This window comes from Ancylothrix sp. D3o, assembly GCF_025370775.1.
In the GTDB taxonomy this organism is placed as follows: Bacteria; Cyanobacteriota; Cyanobacteriia; order Cyanobacteriales; family Oscillatoriaceae; genus Ancylothrix.
Map to the genome: position 1 here is coordinate 1 of NZ_JAMXEX010000045.1, position 13,494 is coordinate 13,494.

Annotated in this window: 15 protein-coding genes and 1 pseudogene; 7 read left to right on the forward strand and 9 right to left on the reverse strand. The window is 41.8% G+C overall.

Features of this window, described 5'->3' with window-relative positions; translation table 11 throughout:
- Nucleotides 1–128: 128 nt before the first annotated feature.
- Together NG798_RS25515 and NG798_RS25520 are read right to left on the reverse strand one after the other, a co-directional pair.
- Complete coding sequence (locus NG798_RS25515; RefSeq protein ID WP_261226538.1) at nt 129–641, reverse strand: reverse transcriptase domain-containing protein; 513 nt, start codon at nt 639–641, stop codon at nt 129–131.
- A 738-nt stretch (nt 642–1,379) separates the two neighbouring features.
- A complete protein-coding gene (locus tag NG798_RS25520) occupies nt 1,380–1,706 on the reverse strand; it encodes a hypothetical protein (protein WP_261226539.1) in 327 nt (108 codons plus the stop codon).
- A gap of 397 nt (nt 1,707–2,103) precedes the next feature.
- Between NG798_RS25520 and NG798_RS25525 the strand changes: the two genes are divergently transcribed.
- Nucleotides 2,104–3,672, forward strand: a complete 1,569-nt coding sequence (locus NG798_RS25525; protein WP_261226540.1) for a cytochrome P450 — start codon at nt 2,104–2,106, stop codon at nt 3,670–3,672.
- A gap of 329 nt (nt 3,673–4,001) precedes the next feature.
- Nucleotides 4,002–4,688 (forward strand): annotated as a pseudogene (locus tag NG798_RS25530) (IS1 family transposase); the annotation flags it as partial.
- Between the two features lie 166 nt (nt 4,689–4,854).
- On the opposite strand, the gene NG798_RS25535 reads toward NG798_RS25530, so the two are convergent.
- The 6 genes from NG798_RS25535 to NG798_RS25555 all read right to left on the reverse strand — a co-directional run bounded on the left by NG798_RS25535 (nt 4,855) and on the right by NG798_RS25555 (nt 9,010).
- Entirely contained in the window at nt 4,855–5,019 is a 165-nt protein-coding gene (locus NG798_RS25535; protein ID WP_261226541.1) for a hypothetical protein, read from the reverse strand.
- A complete protein-coding gene (locus tag NG798_RS25540) occupies nt 5,016–5,150 on the reverse strand; it encodes a hypothetical protein (RefSeq protein WP_261226542.1) in 135 nt (44 codons plus the stop codon). Before NG798_RS25540 ends, NG798_RS25535 begins: the two co-directional genes overlap by 4 nt.
- A gap of 83 nt (nt 5,151–5,233) precedes the next feature.
- Nucleotides 5,234–5,581, reverse strand: a complete 348-nt coding sequence (locus NG798_RS28300; RefSeq protein WP_375339005.1) for a hypothetical protein — start codon at nt 5,579–5,581, stop codon at nt 5,234–5,236.
- A 258-nt stretch (nt 5,582–5,839) separates the two neighbouring features.
- Nucleotides 5,840–6,535 carry a sulfotransferase gene (locus NG798_RS25545; protein WP_261226543.1) on the reverse strand — a complete coding sequence of 232 codons (696 nt, stop codon included), beginning with the start codon at nt 6,533–6,535 and terminating at the stop codon, nt 5,840–5,842.
- A gap of 50 nt (nt 6,536–6,585) precedes the next feature.
- Nucleotides 6,586–7,548, reverse strand: coding sequence for a glycosyltransferase family 4 protein (locus NG798_RS28065; protein ID WP_261226544.1), 963 nt, complete (start codon nt 7,546–7,548; stop codon nt 6,586–6,588).
- A 28-nt stretch (nt 7,549–7,576) separates the two neighbouring features.
- Nucleotides 7,577–9,010: a glycosyltransferase family 4 protein gene (locus tag NG798_RS25555; protein WP_261226545.1), complete on the reverse strand. Its 1,434-nt coding sequence runs from the start codon at nt 9,008–9,010 to the stop codon at nt 7,577–7,579.
- Between the two features lie 206 nt (nt 9,011–9,216).
- Between NG798_RS25555 and NG798_RS25560 the strand changes: the two genes are divergently transcribed.
- From NG798_RS25560 to NG798_RS25570, 3 genes are all read left to right on the forward strand, one after another.
- The gene (locus NG798_RS25560) at nt 9,217–9,570 is read left to right on the forward strand and encodes a type I restriction-modification system subunit M N-terminal domain-containing protein (protein WP_261226546.1); all 354 of its coding nucleotides are present in this window, start codon (nt 9,217–9,219) and stop codon (nt 9,568–9,570) included.
- 124 nt (nt 9,571–9,694) lie between these two features.
- Nucleotides 9,695–10,012 (forward strand): hypothetical protein, encoded by a 318-nt coding sequence (locus NG798_RS25565; protein WP_261226547.1) that lies wholly within the window; start codon nt 9,695–9,697, stop codon nt 10,010–10,012.
- A gap of 223 nt (nt 10,013–10,235) precedes the next feature.
- Nucleotides 10,236–10,367, forward strand: coding sequence for a hypothetical protein (locus NG798_RS25570; protein WP_261226548.1), 132 nt, complete (start codon nt 10,236–10,238; stop codon nt 10,365–10,367).
- Between the two features lie 54 nt (nt 10,368–10,421).
- Here NG798_RS25570 and NG798_RS25575 read toward each other — a convergent pair whose 3' ends face one another.
- On the reverse strand, nt 10,422–10,577 hold the full coding sequence (locus NG798_RS25575) for a hypothetical protein (RefSeq protein WP_261226549.1): 156 nt from the start codon (nt 10,575–10,577) through the stop codon (nt 10,422–10,424).
- A gap of 436 nt (nt 10,578–11,013) precedes the next feature.
- Between NG798_RS25575 and NG798_RS25580 the strand changes: the two genes are divergently transcribed.
- Together NG798_RS25580 and NG798_RS25585 are read left to right on the forward strand one after the other, a co-directional pair.
- Complete coding sequence (locus tag NG798_RS25580) at nt 11,014–12,036, forward strand: hypothetical protein (RefSeq protein ID WP_261226550.1); 1,023 nt, start codon at nt 11,014–11,016, stop codon at nt 12,034–12,036.
- A 925-nt stretch (nt 12,037–12,961) separates the two neighbouring features.
- A partial coding sequence (locus NG798_RS25585) for a site-specific integrase (protein WP_261226551.1) occupies nt 12,962–13,494 on the forward strand: 533 nt, incomplete at its 3' end.

The window sequence follows — 13,494 nt, forward strand, 5'->3', positions numbered from 1 at the left end:
TTTCTTGCACCCTTACTACTTTTTTGGTCGGAAAATCCCTACACTGTTTACTTTTCTCACTGATTCAGCAAGCCCTAGCTAGTAGGGGTGAAATTACCCCCCCTTGCGGTGTTCCCGTCTCTGTAGGGTTATATTCCCCTTTCAAGACTTTCACCAGCTTTTAACCATCTTTGGATTAAATCCCGTTTAGGAAAATTTCCTAATTGCTTCAAGATGGATTCATGGGCAATGTTATCGAAAAATCCTTTGATGTCAGCTTCTAAAACCCAAGCGCCTCTAAGTCTGCAAAGTCTTACAAAACTCTGCTTTATAGCATCTTGACAGCTTCTACCGGGCCTGAAACCGTAATTATTTGGCTCAAACACAGCTTCCCATTCGGGTTCTAGCGCGTTAACTACTATTGCCTGGTCGATTCTGTCGCGCACGGTTGGGATACCTAGCGGTCGTAACTTACTGTTAGGCTTTGCTATCATTACCCGTCTAGTTGGGTCTTGATTTGAGCCTTTCCAGTTGTTTACCAGCTTCACCCTAGCTTGAGGGGTATTGACTATTTCTTTGTCAATTCCTGCCGTTGCTTTTCCTTTATTGGTTTGGGTGATTCTCCGAACTGACAGTAGTAGATTTGCGTGGCTTCTTAACATTAACTTTTGAAGACTTCTTAATCTTCTCCAGAAACCCAAGTTTTCGAGCGAGAAAGATTCTTTGACGTAAATTCCTAACCAATGAGTGGATTTTTCGCCAGTTAATTTGGCTCCAATCTTCTAGTGGCTTCTTTAGTCCGTTTGTTGGTTGTGATTCCGACATCTAACTTATCCTCAGATACGGTTTTTATTGTCTGGTCTCTTTCTCATAAGACCCAAGGCAAGTCTGCTATCCCTTTCGGTCAGGGGCAAATTTTGAACCCCTATCCTCCTCATTACAGGGAGGCTTTCGCTTTTTGCCTCATCCTCTACCCCCCAGAGACTTCTGCTTTCCTTACGGTCGGCTTACCATAGGTTTCGACCTTCCTATGGACTCTGTAGGGTTTACCCTGTTGTATCGCTTGGTTGTCTGTTCTCTCTGTAGGTGCTGTCTTTTCTGCGGTGGGAGTTCGTTCATACGTTTTGATGAGGTGAAACCATCAAAACCACCCACTTACTTTTTGGTTCGGGCCTGTCAGCCTTATTTGGCCCGTTAGGGGATGACGCAGTTTAAGCGACAGTTCACTTGCGTTCACCTTTAAGAGAATCCCTCTTGCTCCTGACTGAGGGGGGCTGTCAGCCTAGGTTACTTTCGGGGTCTGCATTCCGCCGTTTTCGTTACCTAATCGGGCGTGACCATACCATTACTGGTATTTTCCGTGAGGGTAGGGGGTATGAATCCCCGGCGTTTGGCTGGCCCTACTTACCAATTGACCAGTTCAGGTCGCGCTCCACCGACCCCCAAACATTTGCCTGTGTCCCCGCATCCACCGGCCCCAAAAAATCCACCGGCCATCCAGCAGAGTAATCGGTGTCTGGAGATTCGCTTGCGCCACCGTAAATGCCGGCCTTTACAGATCCACCGGCATTTACAGATCCGCTGACCTCATAAAATTTGCCTGCATTGTCATATCCACCGGCTCTTACAAATCCATCGGCTCTGACAGATTCACTGGCTTTAACAGATTCATCTAGCCAGAAAACAATGTTTGAATGCGGATGCTCAAGAAGCGCAGTTTTGAGCATATCGATGAAGGAGTAGATCCAGAGGTCGGCTTGGTTTGGAGGGGGGAATTACAGCGAGACGCCTCCTAACATTTTGTATAATTTACAATCCTTAAACTTAATCCGATTGCCCTTTCTGGTACGCCTCCCCAAGCCCCCAACCGGCCCTATCTAGGATGGCGTGCAACCCGCTACAGTAACTCTGCCCGTGATAAGTAAAAGTTTCATTGCATAATTCATCATTGACGTTTATTTATTTGTAAACTTATGTAAATAAATTATAATAGAACTTCTTTAAATCTTGACAAGCTTATAAGCTCCAAGCTAACTTGGTTTAGTTTGAACCAGATTATAGTTTAGGCTAGTTATCGAGATTAATTCGCCTCTCAAAGTAGTATCAAGGAAATTTTAGCAAAAAATGGATGAATTTATGCTTCAAAATATTACACCTCAACTAAATGGCTCTTCTTTATTTTTATATCTAGTACCAGTTTTAGTTTTTACTAGCGTAGGGTCTGTACTGAGTTGGCGATGGTGGAAAGAAAAGGAAGCATACAAATCATTACAATCCCTTCCTTCGCCTCCAAAACACTGGCTTTTAGGAAATCTCCCACAGATATTAGCAGCAGTCAAACAGAAGAAATTATTTCGCCAATTTTTTGATTGGAGCAAGCAGTTAGGCCCGATGTACGTCATCTGGAATGGCAGGATACCAGTTGTTATTTTAAGTAAACCAAAAGTAATCGAAGATACTATTATCAATGGAATGAGAGATGGTAGCTTAATTAGATCGAAGCGATTACGCCAAGCATGGAATGATATCAGTGGCCCAATTATGATCGGAGAGACAACAACCGAGTGGCAGTGGCGACGAAAAGCTTGGAATCCAGAATTTAGTTCGAGCAGTCTCTCCAAATATGCAGGAATAATTAGCCAAGCCTGCGAACAAGTCATTGAAACCCTTAAACAAGTTACTCCCTCAAAAGAAGTTGAAGTAGATCCTCTGTTTGTCGAACTAACAATGAGAGTAATTTCCTCTCTTGTACTAGGTACTCCTGTAGATAGAAATAGCCCTAGTCCTGAAGGGCCGTCTTTGGAAGTTAATAAGATGTACGAAGCGATGTCTGTTGTAGGTTATCGTTTCCTGCGACAAGCTGCTGGCGAGAAAATTTGGATGAAATATTTACCAACTCAGAATTCACGGGATTATTGGGCAGCAAAGCGATATTTAGCCGAATTTCTCACCCCCCGCGTAGAGTTAGCGCTACAGATGAGAGAACATAATCAACCTGATTTCTCGCAAGTTAGTAGTTTGTTTAGGGAATCAATGTTAGTAAGAATTGCGGCTAAAGAACCGCAATATGAGCGCGACAGCTTAATAGCAGAAGTCGTTGAGCTATTAATAGCCGGAACTGACACCACAGCCCATACTTTATCCTTTGCAATTGGGGAATTAAGTTTAAATCCTAGAGTGCTTCAACAAGCGAGGGATATCGTTGATAAAGTTTGGCAAGAACAAGGTGAAATAAACCTAGAAAGCCTAAAAGAATTGGCATATATTCGCGCCATCATCAAGGAAACTCTGCGCCTTTATTCAGTCGCCTCCGGCTCGACTTCATTAGAGGCACAACGGGATACTGTAATTGAGGGTAAGATAATTCCGCGTGGGACAAGAGTATCTTGGTCAATGCTTGCAGCCGGCAGAGATTCAGAAGTTTATGTCAATCCAGAAGAATTTTTGCCGGAACGTTGGTTAGACAAGAATAAGGAAACGATTTCACTACCAATGATAGACTTTGGATCAGGGCCGCATCGTTGCTTAGGAGAGCATTTATCAATGCTTGAAGGAACGATGATGTTAGCATTATTGCTACGCCACTTCGATTGGGAATTAGTCAATGGTCGTTCGTCTCTTGAACAATTGCAGCAAAACCTTTTAATTTATCCATCAGATCGAATGCCAGTGCGTTTTCAAGAGAGGAACTGAGGCACAATCGGTAAAATGTTGTAATTTCTAGGAATCAACAAGATAAACAGATTAGCACAGTCTCCGCTATCTTTTATGTTGCTTTAGGGTGGACTGGTTCCGCAAGCTCCCAACGACGAACCCGCATCATACCAAATCCGCTTAAAAAAGGTAACTTATCTGTGGAGCAAGCAACAGCCTCCGCTCATAGTAAGCAGGATGCAAAAAGCACTGGTAAAAAAAACGACCACCCAAAAGAGCCTATATAAACCGGATTGGCGTTGCTGAACTATGGTATGATAAAGTTGTCCTCAGAGCGTCAAAAATAACACACATTGAAAAGCAATATTATGAAGTGCCCCGAATGTAATTCTACTCATGTCAATAAAAATGGTCATAAAAAAGGTAAGCAAAATTATATTTGTGTCCGATGTAAAAGACAATTTATAGATGATTATAAGCTTCAAAAAGGATATTCCAAAGAATTTCGGCGTGAATGTCTAAAAATGTATGTTAATGGCCTGGGGTTTCGAGCAATTGAAAGAATCAAAAATGTACATCATACTACAATCATTAATTGGGTAAAAGAAGCAGGGAAACTCTTACCAGATTTTTACGAACCAGAAACAACCCCCGAAGTGGGAGAGTTAGATGAATTACAAACATTTGTGGGTTCAAAAAAAACAAAACCTGGCTCTGGACAGCGGTAGACCATTTTAAGCCTGGTATTTTAGCATGGGTTTTAGGCGACCATAGCGCCAAAAGTTTTGAACTACTATGGACGGAAGTTAGTAAATGGGAATGCTACTTTTATGTAACGGATGGCTGGAAAGTTTACCCACATTTTATACCGGATGGAGACCAGATCCCACCGCAAAACCTATAGGACAAGAGTTGAAGGTGAAAATACAAGACTCAGACATTACTTGGCTCGGTTAAAAAGAAAAACTCTTTGTTATTCTAAGTGTGAAAAAATGCTAGGGTATTCAATTAAATTACTAATTCATTATCTAAAATTTGGAGATGTTCCAATTCCCCATCAAAATCCGGGAAATCATTTTCGACTCCCCTCCCGTATTTTTGCTCGTATCATACCCGTGCTTCAGCAACGCCCGTTTTCTTTATGCCGGCCTGAAACAGCCATGAGTTTTTTAATTTCCAAGCGAGACACCGGCCTGTTTACGTTCAGGAGCTTGTCTACGTTCACCGGCTCCTAAAAATCCACCGGCCCCTAACAGATCCACCGGCCCCCAAACATCCATCCGTCTCACCCCATCCAAGAACCCTTGGAGTTCCACATACTCCCAAATCCATCGGCTTCATAAAGTCCACCGGCCCCATGACATCATTCGGCGCTGGGAAAATCACCGGCCCCTAACAGATCCACCGGCCCCTAACAGATCCACCGACCCCTCAACATCCGTCTGTCCCACCCCCATCCAAGGGCACGAGCAAGTTCCACCGACTCTCACAAAATCACCGACTTCCAAAAAATCCATCGGCCCCATGATAGCCTAAACTTCTCTAATAACTAATAGGCTCAGGCTGAATACTTGTTTCTCCGAACACCGGCATCATCCCCTCATCCAATCTCCCCGGCCTGCCAAATCAATACCCCATCTCCAACTGCTATTTTGTTGGCATAGCCTGTAACCAGCCAAGGCATTTCCATCCGCATCCCATCACTAATCGCACGCACGGGATCGTTAGAGAGGGGCGGGATGGCAACATCCGCCTCGACTCTACCTCTCGGCTTTACCCCGAGTTCATCTTGGCGTGGATATCTGACCAGCCCCGCCGTCAGTTGCATGATGTGATGGAGGTCTTCGATTGTGCTGTTGCTGCTGACAAGTACACGACGCCAGATCATAAGGCTAATGCCCAGCAACACTATCTTTAGTTGGTAGACTAGACGACAGGTTGAGATAATTGCAGCATCCGGTTATCCTACCCCATTTTCTCTCCTATCTCCCCTGAAATTTTTCGCTCTCCTACCGGAATTAAATTTACCGAATTACATACAATATAATCAACAAAAATATCCCCAGATGAATGATAGTATATTAAGGGGTTCGTGTAACTTTTTTACTCCTCACAATGAAAACTATTTAGACTTATAAATACAATTTTTGGTAATTGGTCTGAATAATATATAATAAATCCTTGATTATTATTTGTTTTTTTTAGTTTAGGTTAAATATCCTAATTCTTTTAACCATTGGCTTTGGAGATGACAAGTAAATTGTTTTTGATACACCTTAATTTTAATGAGGTTTTGTGCTTCATTTATTTTGGATTCATCTTCTATCAAAAGTTGGTGGGCAATTAAATTTACACTTGTATGTAATTCCTCATACTTAATAGTGATAGTTTTCGCAGGCAAACAGGACAAAATCTTTGAAATATGTATGTTCCAAAGTTTAAACGCATATTCTATATCGGCAATTATAGTTTGTTCATTTGATTGGCATAAACTTACAGCCACATCCCGACCATCCCTAATTATGTGAATGAATAATGCTTTGGGATAAACAGCACACCAAGTAGGTAAAAAGTAAGAAGAACGCGGACATTTCCAGTGCCAATATTGATTTAAAATTTGAGGGTATTTAAACTCAACAAGCCTAGCAAACTCTTGAGCAAGAACCTTATATTTAAAATTATCTTGATAAGATTCAATTAAATCATTTTTATACCAGAAATCGCCTCCAAATTCAATTTGCATAAGGGTTTTATGAAACTGTAAAAAATCTTGATGTTCTTTCCAGGGATTATCAATAGGACCACTAAAACTACCTAGCTTTTCTAATATAGAAACGAGCGCTCTTGTACCAGAATGATTGCATCCAATGATAATTATTGGGTTATATGCTAATGAATTCATAATTCAAGTATGGTAAAAAATGCGGATACAGCAAAGTAAATTTTTTCAGGTTATTTACCGATAACAGCTTCAAATGCTGTCAACCAATAGGGCGCTACTTGTTCCCATGTCCAACTGTCTAAAATAGATTTTCGAGCATTTAATGCACAAGCTTTTAAGAGGCTTCTATTACTATTTAAAAATAGTAAATTTTCTACTGTTGCTTCTAATGTCCATTCAGGAATAATCCAGCCATTATAGTTAGATTTAATGATTTCAGGAACATCACCAACATTAGTAGATAAAATAGCTCTACCACAGGAAAGAGCTTCCCTGATTGGAGTTGATGCTCCTTCACTCCTACTGACGCAAATATACAAATCTATTTCATTATAGAAGGAATCCATTTCTTCAAAATTTCTGCCGTTAATGTGTTCAATACAAAAATTAAAATCAAAAATATCGCTATAGCTTTTTTGTAATGGTTGTAAAATATTAGCGAAACCTCTTTTGCCAGAATGGTTTAGAGTTGAACCAGCCCAACCTATTCTGATTTTACTCCTATTAACTTCAACCGGATTTTTTTGTGTAAATAGTTTTTCGTCTACTCCGGCTTTTAAATAGTACACATTTTCGTGTACATCTTTGAACAATTTAAATAGCCTAGGTGAAATAGTACCTAATGCTTTGAATTTTGAAAGATAGACTTGAATTGCTTCTGAAGGCGCCACATCTTTATCAGGCCTTGTTAAAACATTAACTTCTTGCTCAATAGAATAATGAGAATGGATACCCGCTATTATTTTATTAGCGTAAATTTGGCATAACTTTTGTAAATCACGAGACCAGAATGGGAGTTTCCAAAATGACAAATAAATTACGTCACTTTCATCAAAAGTTTTCTTGTCTAAGGAGTCTGGAGTGCAAATTTTAACATCATAATAATCAGATATAAAAGGCTGTAAACCAATGATTTGTCGATGTAAAGCCCAATACCATCTATCAATAATTACAAGTATATTTTTTTTAGCCACTGTTCTAAAGCCAATCCCTTCTTGAAAGTTATAAGTAAGAGGAGCATGATTTTACTAATAAACCCGATCTCAATAGGTTTTCAATTTCGTTAATAGTAAACCCCGCTTTGATCACTTCTGCTACAGTAGTGGGAAATTTAAATTGCTTAAAGAGTTTTTGGACAATTAAATTATTCTCGTACCCATAACTGTAATCGTTGTAATAGCCATGAGTTCCATAATAACACCAGGCTGGTATTTTAAGAAGATCGCTAGATGATAACAGTTTTGAATAGGTTTCCTGGATTGGTGAACTTAGCTGAACTTCAGTTATAGCTTTCTCATATTCAACTAGCATACGTTCATATCCATAGGTGCTGTCAATAAACTCTCGTGCTTCATCAATGTTATATCTACTGTTAATGGCTGCCTCAACTGCGTCTACTGTTGCTTCTAAATCGCCATAATCAACTTTGGTAATCAGGCTGTCGGGCAAGAGATCGCGGTATGTTGCAACTCGTGAAACAACACATGGGGTACCACAGGCGACAGATTCAACACAGCTATTACCAAATGCTTCAACAAAGTTACCAATGCAAAGGGTAGCCCGTCCAAGGGAGTAATACTCTGGCAATAATTCATAGCTAATCCACGGATGATAAATAATAAGGTCACCAACATTGAGTTCATTGGCATAATTCTGCACTTGGCTGTAGATTGTCTGGTAAATATGTTTACTGTCATTGGCAACCTGTTCATCAATCCAGAGGGGGATTAATAATTTAAGATCGTCGCCAATCTTACCAAGCCGTTGGCGCAGCTTTGCCATTACTTCAATAGCCTCATAGATTCCTTTTCGGGGATCTGGTCGATGAGGATAGAGAATCGGAATTGCTGTTTCTGGTAATACAATTAGTTGGCGGATTTGGTTAGTTGAACTAGGACGGAAGTGTAAGAGGTTGATTCCATTTGGAATAACTCGGAGCCGCTCTACCACTGATGGGCAGAAAGTAGAGAATGCGTCTATTACGCAGTTAGCTACATACTGTGAGTTGAGAATGAGGAGGTCGCGCCGAAAGGAAAACGCTCCTGCCAGGGTATCAGGGTAAACGAAGTCACGAAAAGACACTACAGTCGGCACATCGTTGTATAGGAAATGGTAAAGTAGTTCGCCATCATGCACATAAAGTACATCTGCGGCTTCAACTGCACGACGGATGTCAACTATAAGATTCGATAAATTATAAGGGGCTGTATAGTAAGGTTCAGGATACGTCTCTTTTAAATGGAGTATTGGTAAAACAAAAACATTTTGGCCAAGCTGAAAAGGTTCAGCATTATCCCTACGAAATGTACACAGAATATTAACCTGATGCCCCATTTTTCCCCAATACAAAGTAATCTCTCTAAGAATTTTTTGGGAACCACCATGAACATGATGAGGAAAAATGGGACCAACTGAAAAAACAACAATATTCATCATTAATAAACATGGGTGAGAAAGGTGAAAGGCTTATCAAACAATAATTAGAAAAAGCGATGAATTAGCTCAAAGCTTCTAAACACAAGTGTTGGGTAATATCATAGAGTAGTTAGGGGGCAGATTCTCAAAGAATACTAACGTAGATAGAGCGATCGCTTGCTTGTAGCACAAAACAAGCGGAGCGCATCCCCCAGAAGTAACAACAGATGATTACAGGTGAGATGAAGTCCAAGGTCGATCGCCTTTGGACGACGTTTTGGAATAATGGCATTAGCAACCCCCTTTCGGTAATAGAGCAAGTCTCTTACCTGCTGTTCATCAAGCGGTTGGATGACCTGGAACTGGCCAAGGAGAAGAAGGCGCAACGCTTGAGTAGACCTGTTAAAGACCGAATCTTTTTTGACGGTAAGCAGCGCAGCCGCTGGTTGTATCGCAAAAATCTCACCGACTCCCAGAAAATGCTGCGGATTGTGCGGGATGAGGCGTTTCCGTTTATCAAGACCTTGGGGGGAGAGGCGGGAGATAATGCCTATACTCACCAAAAGTGCGGAAGACTCTGAAATTTTTCGCTCTCTCCAGAACCCAATACCGGGGAATCGCACTTAGGTTTTTAGTTGACCCAATCTTATTGCGTGATTACAAACTTGGGTAAATTATTCTCTACTTGTGTATAGGGGCCGGTAGTTGGATGGGCATATCGGGTTTGGAGGCAGATGGCGGATCGCATTATTTGGAGTTAGTTTGGAGGCCGGTGGTCTGCATTTGCCTACTGAACTGCTGATGGGTGCCGGTGGGATACGGGAGGGGGCCGGTGTTTGCCAGGGATGTCGGGAATTTGTCTATGTTTTTCTTCTGTGCCGGTGGGATACGGTATTGGCCGGTGTTCGTCTGGAGTGCCGGTGCCGTAATTTGTCCATGTTTTTGTTGGGTATGTGGGACACGCTATTTGGCCGCTGTCCGCCTGGGGTGCCGGTAATATACATTTTTTCAGAGCCGGCCTAAAATGGCCATGATTATGAAGAATTTCTCAGAGAGCCACCGGCTTCTAATGGTTCACCGGCCATATAGCGCGTCCATGGGAGTCTTTATCTTCACCGACCCCTCAACATCCAAGGACTCTGGCAGGTTCACCGGCCTCTCAATATTCCCTGACGCTGACAACTTCACCTGCCCCTCAACATCCAAGGACTCCGACTGGTTCACTGACCCCTCAAGATCTACTGGCATGAGCGAATTCCACCGGCCTCTCAATATTCCCAACCTTCTCGAAATTCACTGGCCCCTCGACATCCCTCACCGCTGGCAGATGAACCGGCTTTGTTACATCCAGCAGGAGCCGGTGTGGCTCAAGGTGTAGGGGAAGTTGGTGGTATGTGGGATACGATATTAGCCGGTGATGGCAAGAAGGTCGCTAAAGTTCGTGATGCCAGTCGTGGCGGAGAGGCCGGTGAAATCTCTGGCTGCGGGTGATGGCGGTGAACCCAATGGTGTTGCTGGCGCTGGCGATGCCGATGATGGCGGGGAGGCTGGTGATGTACATTTTCTCTATGCCGGTCTGAAACAGCATGAGTTTAAGAATTTCTCAGGTTTCCACCAGCCCCCAAGTATTGCACCGACATCTAAAAATCCCTCACCACCTCAACATCCACAGGCCATCTAGCAGATTTAACAGTTAGGGATGTCCCCACATAACCCGATCAACTTAGCTTATGCTTGACATCTAAACCATTAGTTATGTAGTTAACGTCGCACATCCCTTGATTACAATTTTCTTTCTTAACTTTTTTATCCTTTTTGCTTCTGCCCTCAGCATAGCTGCCTTCTGCAAAGTTCACAGACTCACGCATTTCGCGGATACGCACCAAATAGCCTTTTTGCTTCTGCCCTCAGCATAGCTGCCTTCTGCCTTAACACCCATCACCAAAATTGCGTGAGAACCTGAAATTTGTCGCGCTCCATTAGGATTAGAGTGGGAAGAATTAACAATTAACCATCATAAGACAATGGATTCCATTAAATATCGATATGCCTGTAATTCTGCGGGGAACATAGTTGACATCGATACAGTTCCTAAAAACTGGAAAAGCTCTGAAACTTTTACCTGTTTGAGTTGTAGCCGTGCTTTGAGTCCTGTCTTGGGAGTCAAGCGCAGGAAGCATTTTCGCCATAAAATTGATTTTGAAAATAACTGCTCACCTGAAACATATTTACATAAACTAGCTAAACAAACTTTTTGGGAAACCTATAACTCTTGCCTTAAAAACAAACAAGGATTTTTCATAGTCTTAAAAATGAAAAAAAGTTGCACTTTCTATGGAAAAGATTTTAATTACCAGTGTGAGCTAGGTGAAGAAGCTTCCCGTTTTGATTTAACTAGATATTTCCCCACAATTAACCTAGAAACTAGAGTCGGTAATTTTATTCCTGATTTATCATTATCGAATGAACGGGGCGATAAGATTTTTATTGAAATTGCTGTAACTCATTTGTCTAGTCAGGAGAAAATCCAATCTAATTACCGAATTATTGAATTAAATGTTAAAGATGAAGCTGACATTGAAGTAATAAAGTCTTGTTTACTTTCTGAAGAGCAAAGCGTAAAATTTTTAAATTTTAACAAAGAGTCTCAAGGGGATTTCTGTTCTGGAAAGTGTATTAATGGGTTGAAGCCAAATGACAGTTGCTCGGCTCGTTATAACTTCTTTGTACTTTATCAAGATAACAAAAGTCGCTTATTTAAGAATATAGGTTTAGATGAAGTAATAGAACTACAGGAATCTCCCTTAATTTTTGAATGGGAATTTGTGATCGTTCCCGACAGTCAGACAATCAGAAGTATATATATCCAAAAAAATATCCAATACTACTATGACGAAAAGCCTATCAAAAATTGTTTTCTATGTCGCTATCAAAGGAATAGCTTTTATGGGTACGAAATTTATTGCCGATTATTAAGGAAATCTGGCAATTCTAATATGGCAACTCAGTGTAATTGTTATTGGCTATCCCCCAAGTTCCTAAAATGAAAATAGCTTAATAGGTAATCTGAGTTCGGGATAAGGAGTGGATAAGGAAAGGAGGAACTGTGTAAGCTGAAATAAGGAAAATAACAATTCAGCGAGTTCCTTCTATGTCTAGTTTAATGGTTAACATCCTTGGTGGTCTGATTGCAAGCATGTCATTAACCTAAGAAGCCTTCGCTTCAGATCGATTTTGCTCTACCTCCATCTGCTTAACCCGAATTCAGGTTAATTAGCCTTGTCTGTGTGCCAGATTCCAATGCTGGAGGATTAGGCTCTATCTATATTATTCATACCAGATTGAGTGCAGTGCTAAGAGTTGTATCTTATGCCAATGCGGCAAGCCGGTAGAAGTTGGATACCCACATCAGGCGATTAGGCTGGTGGGGGATGACATTTTGTTATCGGGTTTGGAGGCCGGTGTATTCTGTTGGCCATTTCATTCATCGGGGCCAAGTCCGTCGTCTGGAGCAGCGGGAGAGGGGCCGGTGTATTCTGTTGGCCATTTTACCCTTAAGTCTGCTATTAAATGCCGGCTTTAGCACATTTAAGAGAGGAGAATGGTAGCTCACACTTGTGCCAAACGAGCACTCTTGGGGGGGATATGGGGCCATATTGCGAGCAACCTGACACAACTCCAAGAAGTGACCTCTTTTTTTTAAACCGGCACCATAGGAAAACAAAAACGAGCGAACGGTAGTTTTCCTCATAAGAACCCATAGAAGATTTGGCGACCCTAAGCCGATGCCCAGCAGGGAGTTCAGGCGATTGAAACCCTACTTTCAATTGCCTTTCATTCAACGTCAAATAACCACTACTTATTTGACAATAATTTTCCCCAAACCACCCATCCATATAAACTCCAGCTTTATGACTATTTTTCTCCTTACAGGTAGTAGGATCGTTGTATCCTTCGGGGTAGAAAAATCCCATGTTGACCTACCGGCACAAAAAAGCAGCACACAGCACGGTAAAACTAACAGACTGTTCGACCGATGAGCAGTTCATTGAGTTGTGGTTGGGTGGCAAAACCGGCAATACCATTGCAGCTTACCGGCAGGACATCGCCCAATTTAAGACGTTTGTGGAAAACCGGCCCCTCACCCACCTGACGATTGATGATGTAGCAGCGTTTGCTAGTGCCTTGGAACAACAGGGTTATGCACCAAGTTCAATCCACCGGCGTTTATATGCAGTCAAATCGTTACTGTCGTTCGGGCAAGCTTGTGGATATCTGATGGATAACGTAGGAGGCTTAATTGAATTAGCACCCGAACCGAAAAAATTAAGTGAACGCATCCTAACAGAAGAGGAAGTTTTATTGCTAATCCACTCAGAACCAAATTCTCGTTATAAATTGATGCTGCGTTTCCTTTACTCCACCGGCTGCCGGTTGAGTGAAATGTGTAACCTGAAGTGGAAGGATTTAAAAAAACGAATCCCAGGCGGGCAAGTCGATATTTT